Below are 17,490 nucleotides of genomic sequence, written 5' to 3' on the forward strand. Positions count from 1 at the left end.
GCCGGGCGTCATCCGGCCCGGCCGTCCAGGCTGCGGGCCAGGTCGAGCCAGGCCTCGGCGCACTGCCGGGCCAGGCCGGCGGCGATGCCGGTGCAGTGCGGCGGCACGCTGTCGGCGAGCTGGCGGCGGCGCTCGGCGGGGACGGCATGGGTGGCCATCAGCCGCAGCAGGTAGCGGCCGTTCTCGGTGAGCCGTACCGACGGGTCGCGGCTGAGCACCCGCAGCAACTCGTCCCGCTCCTCTGCCGCCGGGCGTCCGGCCGCGCCGCGTCCGCCGCGGGTCCGCGCCGGGCGGCCCACGCGGTCCGTGTCCCCGTCGGCTCCCTCGGTCCCGTTGACCGACCTGTCCTGCCCGGCCGTCTTGGCGGCCCGCCGCTCCCGCTGCCCGGGGGGTACGGGGTCCTCACCCCGCAGTACCCGCTGGCGTACGTCCCTGACCGTGCCCGGCGAGATGCCGACCGCGGCCGCGACGGCGCGCAGGGACGCCTCGGGGTGCGCCGCGATGAACGCGCCGGCCTGGCGGCGGGCCTCGGCGGTGCTCAGCGGGCGGACCCGCCCGTCGCGTCCCACGCGGACCGCGGCCTGCGGTTCCGGGCCCTCCATGCGCTGGCGGATCGCGCACACGGTGCGGGCGGACAGGCCGACCACCGAGGCGATGGCCCGGTCGGACCACTGGGGATGGGTGCGCAGGATGCGGTGGGCGGCCGCGGTGCGGTCGGCCGTGGACAGCGGCAGGCCGTGTTTGACGTTCAACTCGACGGCGAGCACGAAGGCGTCGTGCTCCGACCCGTCGAAGAACCGCACCGGCAGCCGTTCCTCGCCGCGCAGGCGCGCGGCGCGCAGCCGGTGCATGCCGTCGACGACCCGCATCGTCGCACGGTGCACGATGACGGGCGGCAGGGTCGCCCCGGACCCGGCGAGCGTCCGTGCGTGCGCCGCGTCCTCCCCGCCCAGCCGCGGGGACGCGGCCGGGAGCAGTGAGTCGATCGGGACGAGCTCCACGGGGGAGAGTCTGTTGTGGTGCGCGGCCTCGGGATCGGCCGTGTCCAGGAACAGGGCCGCGGAGTCCGCGAGGCTGAGCGGTAACCCGCCGCCCGAGGATCCGATGGTCAGGGCGCTCCCCTGGACGGCGGTCCCGGTCTCCCGGATCGGTGCGCCCGTGTCGGTGGAGTCGGTGCTGCTCACGTGGCTGTCCCCCCGGTCGGGTCGGTCGTGCGGGGTCGCATCCAAGGAGGCGTACGGAGCCGGGTGCGAGCTGCGGTCCCGGCCGGTGACAGATGTGTGGCGTTCCGCATGGTGCGTGTCCCCCTTCGGGGCGGCGGGGCCGTTCGGGGTTCGGGCCGTCCGCCAAGTCCCCGCATCGAGCATAATACCTTCGCGAAGGAATTTTATTTGAGCCGAGTGGCGCCCGGTAGGCGCGCGACGAGTCCCGGGTCGTCCCCGACGATGACCGGGTGGCCGACCTCGGTGAGCATCGCCAGGTCCGAGATGTGGTCGCCGTAGGCGAAGCAGTCCCGCGGGTCGGCCCCGGGGTACCGGTCCAGCAGCCGCCGGACCAGTCGCCGCTTGCCCTCCCCGATCACCGGCCCGTCCTGGAGTTCGCCGGTCAGCACCCCGCCGCGCTCCTCCGGGCGGGCACACAGCAGGTGCCGGGCGCCGACCGCTTCGGCCACGGGGGCGAGGAGCGCCGGGAACGACCCGGAGACGAGCGCGACGACGGCGCCCTCGGCGCGGTGCGCGTCCAGGGCCGCGCGGGTGCCGGGGACGAAGAACCCGGTCCGGCGCGACCGTTCGTGATACCAGCGGCGCCCCGCCTCCGCAACGGCGGCGGCGCTCTCACCGGCCCAGGCACGGTAGTACCGGCGGTTCGCCTCCTCGCGCGACACCCCGGCGCCCGCCATCGCAGCCAGCTCGGCGGCGAGACGCCGGGCGTGCCGGACGCCCTGTGCGCCGTACCGCTCGCCCCAGTAGAAACCCAGGAAGTCGATCAGGCTCTTGCAGGCGACGATCGTCTCGTCCACGTCACTGAACACCACCACCCGCACGGCGACGGCACGGTCCGGCCGCTCCCGCCCGGGGGGCCCGAACGGACCGGACGGCACCGGGAAGGGGGCGGGCCCGCACGGGTGCGGAGACACCGGTGCGCCGTGGGGCGGCGCAGCGGCCGCCGACTCCTTCGTCCCGTTCACGCCGCCGGCGCGGGCCTGCCCGACGACGGTCCGCAGGGCCGCGTGCGGGCGTCCGCTGCGCTCCAGGGCTCGCGTGCCCGTCGCCCGTTCGACCGTCTTCACGGCAGCTCCGCCCGTACGGCTCTCGACCGCCGTCACCGCCGGCGTCCGATCCCCCGTGGCCACGCTCTCGTCACCTGCCCTCGGCCGCCAGAGCCGCCGTACCGACGCGGGCATAGGCCTCCGCCGCGGGGCCGAGCCGCAGGGCGGCGTGCCCGGTGGCGGTGTGCACATCGCGCCAGGCGCGCTGGAAGTCGCCCGTGGCGTCGCTGCCGTGCGAGCCGCCGGTGCGGAAGAGGCGGTCCACGGCGGCCACCACGAGTTCGGCTCCCACCGCGGCGTCCCGCTGGCCGTGCGCGACCGCTCCCTCGGCCCGCGGGTCCACGTCCGCCCGGCGCGCCACCTCGCGCAACAGCAGCCCGGCGGCGTCGAGTTCGGCGGAGGAGCGGGCGAACGCCTCCCAGACGGGAACGGCCGCGGAGGCCGCGCCCGACGCCGCCTTGCCCAGCACCAGCTCGCTCCACAGGCGCAGGGCCCGCCGGGCGGCGCCCAACGCCACCGCGACCAGCAGGACTCCGCCGACGAGTTGGGCGGGGGCGGCGTAGGGGACGGGGCGTCCGGGCGTCGCGTCGCCGCTCATCATCGCGGCCATCTCGAAGGAGCGCCGGCGCGGCACGAACACTCCGTCGAGCGCGATCTCGTGACTGCCCGTCCCGCGCAGGCCGACGCTGTTCCAGGAGTCGATGACCTCGACCTCGGCCCGGGGCACGGCGAAGACGAGCGCACGCGCGCACCCGCCCGCGTCCGCATCCGCCTGCCGTTCCGGCGCGGCCACCAGCACCCAGTCGGCATGGTCCACCCCGCTGGCGAACCGCCATCTGCCGCCCACCCGCCAGCCGTCGGCCTCGGGCTCGGCACTGCCCGCCGGCGGGATGACCGCCGCCGATATCCGCACGTCGGGCGTTCGGCCCCAGAGGTCCCGTTGCCCCTCCTCCGGCAGGAACGCGGCGAAGCGCCCGTGGCCCGCCCACAGCACCCCGCACCATCCGGCGGAGGCGCAGCTCCCGGCGACCTCGACGGTCGCGTCGAACAGCTCGGCGAAGCCGCCCTCGCCGCCGCCCCAGGTCCGGGGCACGAAGTGGCGGGCGAAGCCCGCTTCGGTCAGCGCCCGCGCGGTCCGCGCGGAGATGTGCCGTTCCTGCTCGGCGTCGGCCGCGCCGAGCGAGGCGACCGCGGCGGCCGGGGCCGGAGCAAGCAGCCCGCGCCGCCGAGTGTCCGCTGCGATCAGGTCAGTGAGCTCGGTCATCCCTTGAACTCCTCGGATCAATGCGATTGTTTGAGACGGCCCGGACCACGACGAGGGCGTTCGGGCTAGTAAAAATTCCTTCGCGAAGGTATCTTTACCATGTACCAGCAGCCCTCGGAAGGGAAGAGGGATGACCGGAAAGCAAGCACGGTCACGGCTGACGTACGAACGCGTCCTGGACGCCGCGGCCGAGGAGTTCGCCCGGCAGGGGTACCCGAACACCAATCTGCAGCGGGTCGCGGAACGCACCGGCCTCACCAAGGGCGCCCTGTACGGCCACTTCCCCTCCAAGGAGAAACTGGCCAGGGCCCTGGTCGAGCAGTTCGACGCGGCCCTGAGCACACCGGACCATGACAGGACCGGGGGCGACGACGGCAGGCACGCCTTCGGCGGTCCGGACGGCACCGCGCTCGGCAAGCTGCGCTCGCTCACCTTCTCGCTCGCGGACCGCCTCGAGAACGACATCCGCACCGCCGCCGCCCTCCGCCTCGTCATGGACCGCGCCCAGCGGACCGGGGAGCCCCCGACGATGCTGTCCCGGCTGCGGGCGCACGCCGTGGAGCTGGTACTGGAGGCCCAGCGGGAGCAGGACGTCGACCCGGAGCTGCCCGCCGAGCGCATCGCCAACCTGCTGCTCGCCGTGCTGTTCGGCGCGCACTGCACGGCACCCGTCGTGAACTGGACGAAGCTGCCGGACCGGGTCCGCGAGATGTGGGACCTCCTGGACCCGGCCCTACGCGGACACCGGGCGGAACCCGGCTCCTGACCGGGAAGGCACGCCACCGCCCCGGGCCGACCCGGGGCAGGCAGTGCACGGCGGCAGCCGGCGTACGAGCGGAGGGATAGTTCACCCTCCGCCCGCACCGCCGCCCCGACGGAACGTCAGCCGGCCCCACCCCCGCCGCCACGACGGGGAGCATCAGCCGGGCTCCACTCGCCCCGCCGCCACGACGGGGAGCATCAGCCGGCCTCCACCCGCCCCGCCACACGACAGGGAGCATCAGCCGGCCTCCACCCGCCCCGCCACACGACAGGGAGCATCAGCCGGCCTCCACTCGCCCCGCCGCCACGACGGGGAACGTCAGCCGGCCTCCACCCGCCCCACCGCACGACAGGGAGCATCAGCCGGCCTCCACCCGCGCCCCCACACGACGGGACGTCAGTCGGCCTCCGCCACACCGCCACACACGACAGGGCCCGTCAGCCCGCCTCCCCGCACCGTCACCCGACGGAGCGTCAGCCCTTCTCCGCCCACACCATGTCCGCCGTGGTGACCACCTTGCCGCACTGCACCGCGTCGACGGTCAGCCGGCGGGTGCCGGCGTCGCGGCGGTCGTCCCGGACGACGAGTGAGACCGGGGCGTCCAGCTCGACGAAGAGGCGGCAGTCGGTGGTGCACGAGACCAGGGAGTAGGCGCCGACGTCGGACGAGCCGCCGTTGACGAGCAGATGGCCGAGCTGCCGAAACCCCTCGAGGGACGCCATCATCGGCAGATGGTCGGTGGGGTGGTCGAACAGGATCGCGTGGTCCGTGTCGATCCGCATGCGCCACTCCCCCGCGGCGGACCGCTCCAGTACACAGTCCTTGGCCCGCAACCGGCCCGTCCCGGTGGGCGGCACCGTCTCCCACTCCGCCCCGCCGGGCCCCGTCCGCACCGCGTCGCCCGTCAGTGAGACCGGGCTCGCGTAGGGGGTGCTGCGGGACCGCAGAACCTGGTAGGTCCGTTCGTCCAGTGCGATGAAGCGGATCCCGGCCCGCCCGCAGACCTTCCCGTCCACGGTCAGCTCCGCCTCCAGGCGCAGTCCGTGTCGGCGCGGCGGCCGATGTCCCACCCGCACGCAGCGGACGTCCAGCACCACGGAGTGCGGCACTCCGCGCACGCGCAGGGGCGCCGGATCCGTGATCTCGAAGTCCATGTCGTACGCCACGAACCGGTATCCGAGAGGCACGTCGTAGTACTCGTGGGAGAGGTAGACCAACGACTGCCGAAGCGTTTCTGCAATGAGCAGGGGATCCGTGCGGCCCAGCGGATCCGGGTAGTACAGCGCATGGTCCCTGGGCCACTGCGCGGCGACCAGGAAGTGGTCCTCCCCGATCGGTGCCGTGTCGGTGAGAAAGACCTCGGCCATGGCCGCACGGTGCACCAGGGTGCGCGGCACCGGCCTGAGATGATCGAGGCGCTGCACGAAGTCGGCACTCCACGCGCCGCCCGGCACGACGGGCGCTTCGCACGTCGTGGTGCGGACGTCCGGCGCACCGCCCCGGTCGGTCACGGTCTCGGCTCTCGGAGCGGTCGCCTCCGCGGCTAAGACATCAAACATTGATGCATCCTCCACTCAGTCACGATGGAACGATGTACGGATCGCTGCGATGACGGAGCGGGGGCAAGAAACCATCCCCCCGGGGCGAGAAAATATACCTTCGAGAAGGAATATTGCAATGCCTGCCGCTCTCCCCGACGATGGTCGGCATACCAAGGAGCAATGAACGTGAAGAGGAGCACTGTGGGAGCAGCAGACAAGCCCACGCGCCGACCCTCGCCCAGGGCAGCCAGGCCGCGCGAGCTCAAGCAGGAGCGCGCCGTCCGCACCCGTCAGCAGGTGCTGGACGCGGCCGCCGCCGCCTTCGCGGAACGGGGCTTTCCGGCCGTGACCATGCTCGACATCGCCGAGATCGCGGGCATGACGAAGGGCGCCGTCTACTTCCACTACGCCAACAAGGAAGCCCTGGCGACCGCGGTGAGCGAGGAGTTCTACCGCCGTCTTCCCCTGATCGCCGAGGAGGTGGGCAAGGCCGGGCTGCCTCCCCTTCAGGCGGTGGCCGAGCTCCTCAACCGCACGGCGCTGGCCTTCCGCGACGACACGATGATCCAGGCCGGGGCACGGCTGCAGATCGAGTCGGCGTCCATCAACGCCTCGCTTCCCGAGCCGTTCGTCGGATACACCGAGTCGGTCACGCAGCTGCTCGACCGGGCCCGGAGCGCGGGCGACCTGCCGTCGCACAGCGCCCCGGACGCTCTGGGCCGGGTGCTCGTAGCGGCGTTCTTCGGGGCGCAGCACATCTCGTGGCGGCTCGACCAGCGGGCCGATCTCGTGACGCGCGTGCGGGAGATCATCGACGCCGTACTGCCCATGGCGACCTCCGCGGCCGGCAAGGTCTGACGCCGCCGAGCCGGCGCCTGGTCCCTTTCCGCACCGGACCACCCCCGGAGACCGGACCACACCCGGACGGCCCGACGACCGCCGCCACGCCGTTGCGGCGGCCGTCGGGAGGCCCGGCGGCGGTCACGTCAGCGGATGTGCAAGCTGTCGAGGTACGACCGCACGTTGCGGCGGGTCTCGGCGACGCTGTCGCCGCCGAACTTCTCCGCCACGGCGTCCGCCAGGACCAGGGCGACCATCGCCTCGGCGACGATGCCGGCCGCCGGCACCGCGCACACGTCCGAGCGCTGGTGATGGGCCTTGGCCGCCTCGCCGGTGGCCACATCGACGGTTGCCAGCGCCCGCGGCACGGTGGCGATCGGCTTCATCGCCGCCCGCACGCGCAGCGGTTCACCCGTGGACAGACCGCCCTCGGTGCCCCCGGAACGGCCGGTGGCACGCCTGATCCCGTCACCGGTCCGCACGATCTCGTCGTGCGCCTCGGACCCCGGCACCCGCGCCAGCCGGAACCCGTCGCCGACCTCGACCCCCTTGATCGCCTGAACGCCCATCAGCGCGGCGGCCAGCCGTGCGTCAAGGCGCCGGTCCCAGTGCACGTGCGAGCCCAGCCCGACCGGCACGCCGTACGCGAGGACCTCGACCACACCGCCGAGCGTGTCGCCGTCCTTGTGCGCCTGGTCGATCTCCGCGACCATCGCCTTCGACGTGTCCGCGTCCAGGCACCGCACCGGATCCGCGTCCAGCCTCGCCACGTCGGCCGGGGTCGGGTGGACGCCGTAGGGGGCCTTGGCGCTCGCCAACTCGACGACGTGCGAGACGACCTCGATACCGGCGGTCTCCTTCAGGTACGAGCGGGCCACCGCGCCCAGCGCCACGCGGGCCGCCGTCTCGCGGGCCGAGGCGCGCTCCAGGATCGGCCGGGCCTCGTCGAACCCGTACTTCTGCATCCCCGCCAGGTCCGCGTGCCCCGGACGCGGCCTGGTCAGAGGCGCATTGCGCGCGAGGTTCTCGAGGACCGCCGGGTCCACGGGGTCGGCCGACATGACCTGTTCCCACTTGGGCCACTCGGTGTTGCCGACCATGATCGCCACCGGGGAGCCCAGGGTGAGACCGTGCCGGACACCGCCCAGGAACGTGACCTCGTCGCGCTCGAACTTCATCCGCGCACCGCGTCCATGGCCCAGCCGCCGCCTCGCCAAGTGGTCCGCCACCATCCCGGTGGTGATCGGCACGCCGGCGGGAAGGCCCTCCAGCGTCGCGACAAGTGCGGGACCATGGGACTCCCCCGCGGTCAGCCAGCGCAACCTGCCCGCCGTCGCGCCGCTCATGCCGCCTCCCGCCGACCGGTCAGGGGCGCCGCCGCCCACGACGTGGCGGCGGCCGACCAGGGCTCGCCGCGGCGCAGGGCCACGGGAACGGTGACCGTCCGCTCCGTGTCGCGCGGGGCCGACTGCCGCCGGGACAGCGCCGCCCCGAGCACGAGCGCCAGCGCGGCGACCTCCTCCGCCGTGGGCTCTCCCCTGACGACCCGCCAGGCCCCGGCGGCCAGCAGGTCGTACGCGCGAAACCCCTCGTTGCGGGCGCTCATTGGGGCTGGTTCCCATGCTTCCGGCCGGGCAGGGGGACGTGTTTCTCGCGCAGCATGGCCAGCACTCCAATCAGTGCGGAACGGGTGTCCGCAGGGTCGATGACGTCGTCGACGAGGCCGCGTTCGGCCGCGTAGTAGGGATGCATCAGTTCGCGCCGGTACTCCTCGACGCGCTCCCGACGGGTGACCTCCGGGTCCTCGGAGGCGGCGATCTCCCGCCGGAAGACGACACTGGCGGCGCCCTCGGCACCCATCACCGCGATCTCGTTGGTCGGCCAGGCCAGGCAGACGTCGGCGCCGATGGACTGCGAGTCCATCACGATGTAGGCGCCGCCGTAGGCCTTGCGCAGCACCAGGGAGACCCGGGGCACGGTGGCGTCGCAGTACGCGTACAGCAGCTTGGCGCCGTGCCGGATCACGCCGTTGTGCTCCTGGTCGACACCGGGCAGGAAACCGGGGACGTCGACGAGGGTGACGAGGGGGATGTTGAAGGCGTCGCAGAACCGCACGAAACGCGCGGCCTTCTCGGACGCGTGGATGTCGAGCACCCCGGCGAGCACGGAAGGCTGGTTGGCCACGACGCCGACCACCTGTCCGGCCAGCCGCGTCAGCGCGCACAGCACGTTGGGCGCCCACGCCTCGTGCACCTCGAAGAAGTCACCGTCGTCGGCGATCTCGGCGAGCACCGCCCGCATGTCGTAGGCGCGCCGGGGATCGGCGGGCACCAGGTCGAGGAGCGTCTCGGTGCGCCGGTCCGGGGGGTCTTCCAAAGGAAGGGCGGGCGGGCGTTCGCGGTTGTTGGAGGGCAGCAGGTGCAGCAGACGCCGTACGTCCTCCAGGCAGCTCTCCTCGTCGTCGTGGACGAAGCCGGCCAGCCCGGAGCGCGCGGCGTGCACGTCGGCGCCGCCGAGGCCGTCCTGCCCGATCCGCTCGCCGGTGACCGCCTGGACGACGTCGGGGCCGGTGAGGAACATCTGCGAGGTTCCGCGCACCATGAAGACGAAGTCGGTCAGTGCCGGGCTGTAGGCGGCGCCGCCCGCGCACGGCCCCATGATGACGCTGATCTGCGGAATCACCCCGGAGTTGCGGACATGACGGCGGAAGATGCCGCCGTATCCGGCCAGCGCGGTCACGCCCTCCTGGATGCGCGCGCCTGCCCCGTCGCACAGGCCCACCAACGGCGCGCCGGCCTTCTCAGCCAGGTCCATGAGTCTGTGGATCTTCTGGGCGTGGGCCTCGCCAGGCACCGCCGAACATGCGGAAGTCATGGGCGTACGCGAAGACCGTACGGCCGTGGACGGTGCCCCAGCCGGTGACGACGCCGTCCGTGTACGGCCTCTTGTGCTCCAGGCCGAAGCCGCTCGCGCGGTGCCGGCGGAAGGGTTCGGTCTCGGTGAACGTGCCCTTGTCGAAGAGGAGCGCCAGCCGCTCGCGCGCGGTGAGCTTGCCCTTCGCATGCTGTGCGGCCGTGGCCTCGGAGCCCGGTCCGGCGTGCACCTGCTCGCGCAGGGCGGCCAGCGCGGCCGCCTTGGCGCGGGCGTCCTCCGGCTCGGTCATCTGCACGCCCCCCTCCGGAATCGGGACCGGCCGCTCCCGGCCGCACCCCTGGCCTCAGCTGGACACCTGCCATGGTGGACGCCCGCCCTAGCCGGAGCCTTGCAGGGATCTGTACCGGCGGCCTCAGTCCTCGATCGGAAGCGGCGTGATCACCACGTCAGTCGACGCGCGTCTTCGGTAGGCTCGCCGACATGGTCATGACCAGCGCATCTCCGCAGGTCATAGGGGTGTGTTGAGGTCACCACGGCATACGACGAACGGAGCGACCATGACAGACGCCCCTGGAACCATCGACTCCGCCGGACCGTCGGTCTTCGCGGACATCCCCACGACCACCCTCGCCGACATCCTGGGCCGCGGGCAGGTCATGGACATCGGCATACGACCGCTGTGGTCACCGGTGCCGCGCACCGCCGGACCGGCGTTCACCGTGCGGTGCGCTCCCGGTGACAACCTCATGCTGCACGCGGCCATCCACCGCGCCGGGCCGGGGTCGGTCATCGTCGTCGAGTCGGGCGACCTGGACTACGCACTGGCCGGCGGAAACGTCTGCGCCGTGGCCCGGCGACGCGGCGTCAGGGGCTTTGTCGCCGACGGCTTGATCCGCGATCTCGCCGAGGTCCGCGCCATGGGCTTCCCCGTCTTCGCCCGGGGCGTCATCCCCGTCCCCGGCGGCAAGTCGGTCGTGGAACCCCTCAACGTGGAGGTCCGCTGCGGCGGGGTTCCGGTGCGCGCCGACGACCTGGTGGTGGCCGACGAGGAGGGCGTCGTCGTGGTCCCCGCCGCCCGCACGGACGAGGTGCTCGCCGCGGCCCGGGCCAAGCTGGCCGAGGAGGCCGCCGAGACCCTCGACGCGTGGGAGGAGGCTCACCGCACCCGCGTCGACGCGATCCTGCGCGCCCAGGGCTTCGAAGGCTGACGGCGCCTGACGGGCCGTCGAGGACCGAAGGGCACTGTCCCGGGAGCGCCGCCGGGGGCATTGGGGTGATGCCCTCGGCGCCTCCGTTTGGCAGGAACGGGAAATGTCAACTGGTTCCCCGTCGACGCACGCCCCGGAATTCCATGGGCCCGGTACCGAGAGGGAACCTGATGGCAAGGAGGAAACGAATCCCCTTCCGTTGGATTCGCATCTGGGCCACCGCGGGCATCGCCTTCCCCGTGACGCTCGCCATCACCTCGGCGCCGTCGGCCGCGAGCGCTCCGCACATCCGCCCCGCCGGGGATGAAACACCGGAATGCCGGCTCAGCACAGGGCCTTTTCAACGGCAGGTGGAGAAGTATCTGGGTCTGCGCGAGGACGGAGAGCAGTCCGCGGAGGACTGCGCGGCCATCCAAGAGATGCAGCAGAAGTACGAGATCGACCCGGCGGACGGGTATGCCGGCCTCGTCAGCTACCGAGCCGCGAGCGTGACCTGGGCCGCGACCCACAAGAAGTCCCTCACCGGATGCCCCAAGGCGGCGAAAGTCGCGGTCTGCGTGGACCAGAACCGTCAGTTGCTGTGGGTGCGGAAGAACAAGAAGATCGTCTTCGGGCCCGTCCCGGCGCGTACCGGCAGGCCGGGTTACCTCACCCGCAATGGCCGGCACAAGATCTACCGGCGCGTGGAGGACTTCTATTCGACGCAGTTTCCCGGCCCCATGCCGTTCAGCCAGTTCTTCGACCGCGGCGAGGCCCTTCACGCGAGCTACCGGCCGATTTTCGAGGACCCGGGATCGCACGGGTGCGTGAATCTACGGTACGACGACGCCAAGGCGCTCTGGTCCCTGCTCCGCATCGGTGACAGCGTCTACCTCTGGGGCACCAGGAAGGGAGAGTAGTCGCACGGCGAATTCCCGGGCGGCCGTCCACAGGGCCACCGGGCCGCCGTACTCCGTCCGATAAGGTGCCCCCGTTGATCAAAGGGGGCTGACATGCGGCTTCGCTGTGCCGTGCTCGACGACTTCCAGCAGATCGCGACGACCGTCGCGGACTGGTCACCGATCGGGGACCGGGTGGAGGTGGTGTCCTTCGCCGAGCACTTCGACGACGAGGAGGCCCTGGTCACGGCGCTGGCGGAGTTCGACATCGTGGTCACGCTGCGCGAGCGCGTGCCGTTCCCGGGCTCGCTGTTCGCCCGGCTGCCCCGACTGCGACTGCTCGTCGCCTCCGGCATGCGCAACAGCGTCATCGACTACGCCGCCGCGAAGGCGCACGGGGTGACCGTCTGCGGCACCGAGAGTTCGGGCACACCGCCCGTCGAGCTGACCTGGGCCCTGCTGCTCGCGCTCGCGCGCGGCATCGTCGAGGAGAACAACGCCCTGCGGCACGGCGGCCCTTGGCAGAGCACCGTGGGCGCGGACCTGCACGGACGGCGGCTCGGACTCCTCGGTCTCGGCAGGATCGGCAGCCGGGTGGCGCGGGTCGGGCTCGCGTTCGGAATGGAGGTCGCCGCCTGGAGCGAGAACCTCACGAAGGAGCGCGCGGACGAGGTCGGGGTGGAACTCGCCGGGTCCAAGGAGGAGTTGCTCGCGACAAGCGACTTCGTCTCGGTGCACCTCGCGCTCGGTGACCGCACCCGCGACCTGGTCGGCGCCCGTGAACTGGCGCTCATGAAGCCGACCGCCTACCTGATCAACACCTCACGTGCCGCCATCGTCGACCAGGACGCCCTGCTCGCGGCCCTGCACGAGGGCCGTATCGCGGGCGCGGGCGTCGACGTGTTCGACGTGGAACCGCTTCCGGCCGACCACCCGATGCGCACCGCCCCGCGCCTGCTCGCCACCCCGCACCTGGGCTACGTCTCGCGCGGCAACTACGCGACGTACTACGGCCAGGCCGTGGAGGACATCCAGGCGTACCTGGCGGGGAAGCCGGTGCGCCGCCTCGGCTGATCGGCGGCCGCAGAGCCTCAGCCGCGCAGCCTGAGGGCCGGCACCAGGACGTGCGCGGCCGTGGTCAGCGTCTCCTCGGCGCCCGCGAACGCCGCCAGCCGCTCCGGCTCGACGGGCCTGCCGGGCGCGGCCTCGGGCCAGGGGCGGGTGGCGAACAGGAAGTAGGCGTGGCCCCGTGCGCGGAGGGCGGCGAGCCACTGGGGCGGCACGGCGCACTGGGCGTTCAGATACGGCATCGTGACGACGGCCTGGCCCGCCTCGGCCAGCAACGTCACGGGCAGGCCGGGGCGCTGGGTGCCGTCGATGAGCTGATCGCCCGGGTGCAGCCCGTTGGCGCGCAGCAGCGCCTCGACGGCGGCCGCCGAGCCCTCCGGACCGCTCTCCCCGTCGCCGAGGGAGTAGGCGAGCAGGTAGGGCATGTCCCCGCCGGGGGCCTCGCCGCTCCAGGCCAGGACGACGAGCGTGCCGAGGTCGGCGGCGCGGAAGGGGCGCGTTGCGCTGGAAGTTGTGGTCACCGCGGAACCGTATCGACGGCCCGGCGGCCCACCGGGCGGTTTCTCGCCCGACCGGGGGATGCGGACGGCGGCGACCACACGAACGAGGGACCCGGACGGCCAGAGCCTGTCTTTCGGATCAGGTCGGCTGCGAGGAAGGGCCCTTCGCAACACGCCCTAGCGGCCCCGGAGCGGGAGACCGCCGAGCAGCCGGGTGGGGCCGGCCTGCCGGTTGAGGGCGGCCGCCGCGCCGTTCACGGTACTCAGCACCGAGTGCTTGTTCTCGGTGTCCAGGGTGTCGGACTGGTGGGCGATGGGACGGATGTCAAGGGTCTTCTGGGTGGTGACGGTCTGCAGCGCACCGTTGAGGCTGGTGGGCGTCAGGTCGGAGGCGTCGTCGGCGAAGGCGGGTGCGGTGACGCCGGCTGCGACCAGGGACCCGGCGACGACGGCGACGGCCTTGAGGGACTTCATCCGTGTTCCTTTCTTCGGCGACCGAGGTCACCGGAGCTTCGGTGACCGAAGTCACCGGAGGGGACGGTTGCGTCCTGGCTAACGAGCCCCCGACCCGGCGGAAACCCTTAGGGCCTCTCGTTTGGATCAGGCCGGTTCAGCGCTTGGGCGGGTACGGCATGGCCGAGACCGTGTGCTGCGGCGGGTCCGTGGGCGTGCCGGCCGGCGCGAGCTTCGAGCCGGACGTCGGAGAAGACGTCGGCGTGGTCGTCGGGCTGGGCTTGGCGGTGGCGCTCCCGCTCGGCTTCGGCATCAGCGACGGCGGGAGGCTGGGCATGCTCGGCAGGCTGGGGAGGGGCGGCATGGTCACCCCGCCGGCCACGGAGGCGACGAGGACGCTGATGAGCTTGTTGAGCACGGTCGTGGCCGCGGGCAGTACCTGACCGCCGTTGCCGGACGTGGTCGCCGCGGACAGGTCGTCGACCGCCTTGCGCAGAGCGGCGAGCGCGTCGCCCTGTACGTCGTTGCGCGAGGGTATGGGCCCGGTCGGCGCCGGGCTGGGCCGGGTGATCCTGGTGACGGCGTCCTGCGCGGCCCTGCTGAGCTTGGCCGCCTCCTTGGCGGGCAGCCGGTGGTTGTCCGCCGTGAGCGCGGCCTTGACGAGCTCGGAGACCGGCGCCACGGCACGGTCGGCTCCGGTGAGCCGCTGGACCCGGGGCAGAAGCACCTCCGGACCGGGCAGCGGGGCGGAGGCGTGGGTCCGGCCGCGGGGCGCGTCGTGGTCGGCCGCCACCGCGGCGGGGCCGGTGATGCCGAGCAGCAAGGTGGCGCAGACAGCGGAGGAAGCAAGGCGGCGGGTGGACAGAGCAGGCATGAGTGGTCCCCTTCGTGGTCGGTGAGGGTGCTTGTGCTCACCGTGGAAGGAGCCGCCATGGCCTGCAACAGATCGGCCGCCCGCAGTAGCGTCCGCGGCCCGTCGGACACCACGTTTCCGCTGGTGAGGGGCCATATGAGCGGGTTGGTGACGGCGCCACCCGTTCGGGGCAACGCCGAACGGGCGCAAAGACGCCAACCGGCCGTCCCCCCGAGGGGGGAACGGCCGGCAGAAGGGTCCGCTGTCGGGCGTCAGCCGTTGGCGCAGGTGTTGCCGAACGCCGGGTTCAGCAGGCCGACGACGTCGATCGTGTTCCCGCACACGTTGACCGGAACGTGAATCGGGACCTGCACGACGTTGCCCGACAGAACGCCCGGAGAGTTGTCGGCGGCGGCGCTTGCGCCGCTGTCGGCGGCGGCGATGCCGGCGGTGCCCGCCACGGCCGCGGCGGCAACGGAGGTCAGGGCAAGGCCCTTCGCGATACGCGACATGGAGAGGTGCTCCTTGGGGATCGTCACAACAGCCGGGCGGAATGCCCGACGTTGAGTCAACTGCGATGCACCCGCCCGGGTTGCGCCTCCGATGGGGTGATCTCCGGAATTGCCACGCTTCACCCTTCCGGGACACTTGACCGGTTTCCGTGTGCCGCAGCAGCTCGTGCACCGCAGGGGCCGGCATCCCAGGCCGTGGCCGGGCGGTCGCTGCCGCGCCGTGCGAACCGGTGACGCGTACGGATCCCGGCCGTTCAGGCCACCCCGGCCCGGCCCTGCCCCCGTGCAGGGCGGGCCGGACCCGCTGCGCCGGGACCGGCTCGCCGGTCCGCGCGTTCCCCCGCAGCGACCGCCACGGGCCCAGCGTGCCGTCAGGCGATCCTTCCGGTCTTGGAGAAAAGCGCACTGTCGTTCGGCGAGAGCACCAGGCTCGTCGCCTCCCCCGTCATCCGGTCCGCCCCGGGCGGCCCGGACCGCGTCGCCGCCACCGCTCCGCGCGCCGCGGCGAACTCCCGGGGCGTGCACCCGGTCATCGCCCTGAACTCCCCGCTCAGATGCGCCTGGTCGTAGAAGCCGCAGAGCGCCGCGGTCTCGGCGGCCGACCGCCCGGAGGCGAGCAGCCGCCGGGCGCGTTGCAGCCGCAGCACACGGGCCGCGGCCTTCGGGCCCAGCCCGATCTGTTCGCGGAACCGGTTCTCCAACTGCCGTACGCTCCACCCGACCTCGTCCGCGAGCCGCGCCACCGGCACGGCACCTCCACTGCGCCGCAGCAGCGACCAGGCGCGCACCACCCGGGCCGAACTCGGCGGCCCTGCCTGCGTCCAGTGCGCGAGCACGTCGTCGAGCAGCCGGAAACGGTCCGCCCAGGCGGGCAGCGCGGCCAGTGCGGCGGCGAGTTCGGCCACGCCCGCCCCGCCGCCACGACCTGCCGGACGCGGCAACTCGTCCGGGTCGACGGGCCGGTTGGTCAACTCGTACTGAGAGGCGCCGAAGAGGGTGAACGCGGCCCACGGGGTGAGCAGGATCTCGATGCCGAAGATGCGGCCGCCGTGCTCGCCGACGGCCGCCGTGGTGTTCAGCCCGGAGTACACCGACTCAAGGGTCGTCGGGGGCCGGCCGGGCCGAGCGATACGGACGGAGCCCTCGAAGCCCAGCAGGAGCGTGGCCGCGCCGATGGGGGTCTCCAGGCGGCTGCGCGGGCCGTCGAGCGCGAGCCGGATCCCCCGGTAGCTGATCACACCGGGTCGCAGCCGGGGGTGCGGCCGCGCGACCACGGTTTCCCAACTCCCGTCCGGTCCGCGCCCACTGCGCGCCGCCATCCCGCTCGCCATACGCCCTCCCGGGACACCCGGAAACCACCCATGGTGCCCACCCTCCACAGCCTCCGAAAGCCCACCGGCCCTCGATTTCCCGAAACCACGTCAAGGTGTCATCCGAATGTCTGGACAAAACATTGACAGGGCTCCCCGGCACGGCTAGACCTGGGGGACAGCCGAAGCGAAGGGAACCCGATGGAGGCCTACGACCTGATCACCATGGGCCGGATCGGCGTGGACCTCTATCCACTGCAGACCGGGGTGTCCCTGCCGCAGGTGACGTCCTTCGGGAAATTCCTGGGCGGTTCGGCGACGAACGTCGCGGTCGCCGCAGCCCGGCTCGGCCGGCGTACGGCGGTGATCACGCGCACGGGCGACGACCCCTTCGGCGCCTACCTCCACGAGGCGCTGCACGGCTTCGGCGTCGACGACCGCTGGGTCACAGCGGTGCCCGGGCTGCCGACACCGGTCACGTTCTGCGAGATCTTCCCACCGGACGACTTCCCGCTGTACTTCTACCGGCAGCCCAAGGCGCCGGACCTGGAGATCGACGCGCACGAGCTGGACCTGGACGCGATCCGCGCCGCGCGCGTCTTCTGGATCACGGGCACGGGCCTGTGCGAGGAGCCCAGCCGCACCGCCACGCTCGCGGCGCTCGCCCACCGCGCCAAGGCCGGTACGACGGTCTTCGACCTCGACTGGCGGCCCATGTTCTGGCGCGATCCGGACACCGCGCGTCCGTTCTACGCCGAGGCCCTGCGCCACACCACCGTCGCGGTCGGCAACGTCGACGAGGTGGAGATCGCCACCGGTGAGCGCGATCCGCACGCCGCCGCACGCGCCCTGCTGGACGCCGGTGTCGAGCTGGCCGTGGTCAAACAAGGGCCCAAGGGCGTCCTCGCGGTCAGCAGCACGGGCGAGTCGGCCGAGGTGCCGCCGCTCCCGGTGAAGGTCCTCAACGGCCTCGGCGCGGGCGACGCCTTCGGCGGGTCGCTGTGCCACGGGCTGCTGGCCGGCTGGGACCTGGAGCGGATCATGCGATACGGCAACGCGGCGGGCGCCATCGTCGCCTCCCGCCTGGAGTGCTCCTCCGCCATGCCCACGGCCGACGAGGTGGAGGCGGCGATCACGGCGGGAGCGGTGCTGTGACC

17 protein-coding genes and 1 pseudogene are annotated in these 17,490 nt (G+C 72.8%); 6 read left to right on the top strand and 12 right to left on the bottom strand.

From position 1 onward, the window contains the following. Positions 1–8 precede the first annotated feature (8 nt). From N8I84_RS14910 to N8I84_RS14920, 3 genes are all read right to left on the bottom strand, one after another. Positions 9–1,184 (bottom strand): ParB/RepB/Spo0J family partition protein, encoded by a 1,176-nt coding sequence (locus tag N8I84_RS14910; RefSeq protein WP_263229991.1) that lies wholly within the window; start codon positions 1,182–1,184, stop codon positions 9–11. Positions 1,185–1,387: 203 nt separating this feature from the next. Beyond that, positions 1,388–2,353: an HAD family hydrolase gene (locus N8I84_RS14915; protein WP_263229992.1), complete on the bottom strand. Its 966-nt coding sequence runs from the start codon at positions 2,351–2,353 to the stop codon at positions 1,388–1,390. 7 nt (positions 2,354–2,360) lie between these two features. Then, on the bottom strand, positions 2,361–3,533 hold the full coding sequence (locus N8I84_RS14920; RefSeq protein ID WP_263229993.1) for an acyl-CoA dehydrogenase family protein: 1,173 nt from the start codon (positions 3,531–3,533) through the stop codon (positions 2,361–2,363). 130 nt (positions 3,534–3,663) lie between these two features. Between N8I84_RS14920 and N8I84_RS14925 the strand changes: the two genes are divergently transcribed. Then, positions 3,664–4,299, top strand: a complete 636-nt coding sequence (locus N8I84_RS14925) for a TetR/AcrR family transcriptional regulator (protein ID WP_263229994.1) — start codon at positions 3,664–3,666, stop codon at positions 4,297–4,299. 470 nt (positions 4,300–4,769) lie between these two features. On the opposite strand, the gene N8I84_RS14930 is transcribed toward N8I84_RS14925, so the two are convergent. After that, on the bottom strand, positions 4,770–5,855 hold the full coding sequence (locus tag N8I84_RS14930; protein WP_263229995.1) for a ScbA/BarX family gamma-butyrolactone biosynthesis protein: 1,086 nt from the start codon (positions 5,853–5,855) through the stop codon (positions 4,770–4,772). Positions 5,856–6,017: 162 nt separating this feature from the next. Between N8I84_RS14930 and N8I84_RS14935 the strand changes: the two genes are divergently transcribed. Beyond that, the gene (locus N8I84_RS14935) at positions 6,018–6,695 is read left to right on the top strand and encodes a ScbR family autoregulator-binding transcription factor (RefSeq protein ID WP_390898893.1); all 678 of its coding nucleotides are present in this window, start codon (positions 6,018–6,020) and stop codon (positions 6,693–6,695) included. Positions 6,696–6,823: 128 nt separating this feature from the next. Here the strand turns inward: N8I84_RS14935 and aroC are convergent, their stop codons facing one another. The 3 genes and pseudogenes from aroC to N8I84_RS14950 all read right to left on the bottom strand — a co-directional run bounded on the left by aroC (position 6,824) and on the right by N8I84_RS14950 (position 9,840). Further along, complete coding sequence (gene aroC, locus N8I84_RS14940) at positions 6,824–8,023, bottom strand: chorismate synthase (RefSeq protein ID WP_263229997.1); 1,200 nt, start codon at positions 8,021–8,023, stop codon at positions 6,824–6,826. After that, positions 8,020–8,283, bottom strand: coding sequence for an acyl-CoA carboxylase epsilon subunit (locus N8I84_RS14945; RefSeq protein WP_263229998.1), 264 nt, complete (start codon positions 8,281–8,283; stop codon positions 8,020–8,022). The genes aroC and N8I84_RS14945 overlap by 4 nt, the downstream gene beginning before the upstream one ends. Further along, positions 8,280–9,840: pseudogene (locus tag N8I84_RS14950) on the bottom strand (acyl-CoA carboxylase subunit beta). The gene N8I84_RS14945 and the pseudogene N8I84_RS14950 overlap by 4 nt, the downstream one beginning before the upstream one ends. Positions 9,841–10,108: 268 nt before the next feature. Here N8I84_RS14950 and N8I84_RS14955 point away from each other — a divergent pair. The 3 genes from N8I84_RS14955 (at position 10,109) to N8I84_RS14965 (ending at position 12,711) form a co-directional block, all read left to right on the top strand. Beyond that, positions 10,109–10,759 (top strand): RraA family protein, encoded by a 651-nt coding sequence (locus N8I84_RS14955; RefSeq protein WP_263229999.1) that lies wholly within the window; start codon positions 10,109–10,111, stop codon positions 10,757–10,759. A gap of 350 nt (positions 10,760–11,109) precedes the next feature. Then, on the top strand, positions 11,110–11,658 hold the full coding sequence (locus N8I84_RS14960) for a L,D-transpeptidase (protein ID WP_263230000.1): 549 nt from the start codon (positions 11,110–11,112) through the stop codon (positions 11,656–11,658). Between the two features lie 93 nt (positions 11,659–11,751). Beyond that, on the top strand, positions 11,752–12,711 hold the full coding sequence (locus N8I84_RS14965) for a D-2-hydroxyacid dehydrogenase family protein (protein WP_263230001.1): 960 nt from the start codon (positions 11,752–11,754) through the stop codon (positions 12,709–12,711). A 17-nt stretch (positions 12,712–12,728) separates the two neighbouring features. Here N8I84_RS14965 and N8I84_RS14970 read toward each other — a convergent pair whose 3' ends face one another. The 5 genes from N8I84_RS14970 to N8I84_RS14990 all read right to left on the bottom strand — a co-directional run bounded on the left by N8I84_RS14970 (position 12,729) and on the right by N8I84_RS14990 (position 16,354). Further along, on the bottom strand, positions 12,729–13,226 hold the full coding sequence (locus N8I84_RS14970; RefSeq protein WP_263230002.1) for a DUF5949 family protein: 498 nt from the start codon (positions 13,224–13,226) through the stop codon (positions 12,729–12,731). A gap of 156 nt (positions 13,227–13,382) precedes the next feature. Next, positions 13,383–13,679: a hypothetical protein gene (locus N8I84_RS14975; protein ID WP_263230003.1), complete on the bottom strand. Its 297-nt coding sequence runs from the start codon at positions 13,677–13,679 to the stop codon at positions 13,383–13,385. A gap of 136 nt (positions 13,680–13,815) precedes the next feature. Further along, the gene (locus N8I84_RS14980) at positions 13,816–14,532 is read right to left on the bottom strand and encodes a hypothetical protein (protein WP_263230004.1); all 717 of its coding nucleotides are present in this window, start codon (positions 14,530–14,532) and stop codon (positions 13,816–13,818) included. Between the two features lie 251 nt (positions 14,533–14,783). Then, positions 14,784–15,023 (bottom strand): chaplin ChpG, encoded by a 240-nt coding sequence (gene chpG, locus N8I84_RS14985; RefSeq protein ID WP_181138935.1) that lies wholly within the window; start codon positions 15,021–15,023, stop codon positions 14,784–14,786. Positions 15,024–15,394: 371 nt separating this feature from the next. Beyond that, complete coding sequence (locus N8I84_RS14990) at positions 15,395–16,354, bottom strand: helix-turn-helix domain-containing protein (protein WP_263230005.1); 960 nt, start codon at positions 16,352–16,354, stop codon at positions 15,395–15,397. A gap of 180 nt (positions 16,355–16,534) precedes the next feature. Between N8I84_RS14990 and iolC the strand changes: the two genes are divergently transcribed. Further along, on the top strand, positions 16,535–17,488 hold the full coding sequence (iolC, locus tag N8I84_RS14995) for a 5-dehydro-2-deoxygluconokinase (protein WP_263230006.1): 954 nt from the start codon (positions 16,535–16,537) through the stop codon (positions 17,486–17,488). Positions 17,489–17,490 lie beyond the last annotated feature (2 nt).

The sequence above is a fragment of the Streptomyces cynarae genome (assembly GCF_025642135.1).
In the GTDB taxonomy this organism is placed as follows: domain Bacteria; phylum Actinomycetota; class Actinomycetes; order Streptomycetales; family Streptomycetaceae; genus Streptomyces; species Streptomyces cynarae.

Excerpts from the sequence above, each read along its gene's own strand:
- N8I84_RS14920 (WP_263229993.1), bottom strand. The coding sequence starts at position 3,533 with ATGACCGAGCTCACTGACCTGATCGCAGCGGACACTCGGCGGCGCGGG.
- N8I84_RS14925 (WP_263229994.1), top strand. The coding sequence starts at position 3,664 with ATGACCGGAAAGCAAGCACGGTCACGGCTGACGTACGAACGCGTCCTG.
- N8I84_RS14930 (WP_263229995.1), bottom strand. The coding sequence starts at position 5,855 with ATGTTTGATGTCTTAGCCGCGGAGGCGACCGCTCCGAGAGCCGAGACC.
- N8I84_RS14935 (WP_390898893.1), top strand. The coding sequence starts at position 6,018 with ATGAACGTGAAGAGGAGCACTGTGGGAGCAGCAGACAAGCCCACGCGC.
- aroC (WP_263229997.1), bottom strand. The coding sequence starts at position 8,023 with ATGAGCGGCGCGACGGCGGGCAGGTTGCGCTGGCTGACCGCGGGGGAG.
- N8I84_RS14945 (WP_263229998.1), bottom strand. The coding sequence starts at position 8,283 with ATGAGCGCCCGCAACGAGGGGTTTCGCGCGTACGACCTGCTGGCCGCC.
- N8I84_RS14955 (WP_263229999.1), top strand. The coding sequence starts at position 10,109 with ATGACAGACGCCCCTGGAACCATCGACTCCGCCGGACCGTCGGTCTTC.
- N8I84_RS14965 (WP_263230001.1), top strand. The coding sequence starts at position 11,752 with ATGCGGCTTCGCTGTGCCGTGCTCGACGACTTCCAGCAGATCGCGACG.
- N8I84_RS14975 (WP_263230003.1), bottom strand. The coding sequence starts at position 13,679 with ATGAAGTCCCTCAAGGCCGTCGCCGTCGTCGCCGGGTCCCTGGTCGCA.
- N8I84_RS14980 (WP_263230004.1), bottom strand. The coding sequence starts at position 14,532 with ATGCCTGCTCTGTCCACCCGCCGCCTTGCTTCCTCCGCTGTCTGCGCC.
- chpG (WP_181138935.1), bottom strand. The coding sequence starts at position 15,023 with ATGTCGCGTATCGCGAAGGGCCTTGCCCTGACCTCCGTTGCCGCCGCG.
- N8I84_RS14990 (WP_263230005.1), bottom strand. The coding sequence starts at position 16,354 with ATGGCGAGCGGGATGGCGGCGCGCAGTGGGCGCGGACCGGACGGGAGT.
- iolC (WP_263230006.1), top strand. The coding sequence starts at position 16,535 with ATGGAGGCCTACGACCTGATCACCATGGGCCGGATCGGCGTGGACCTC.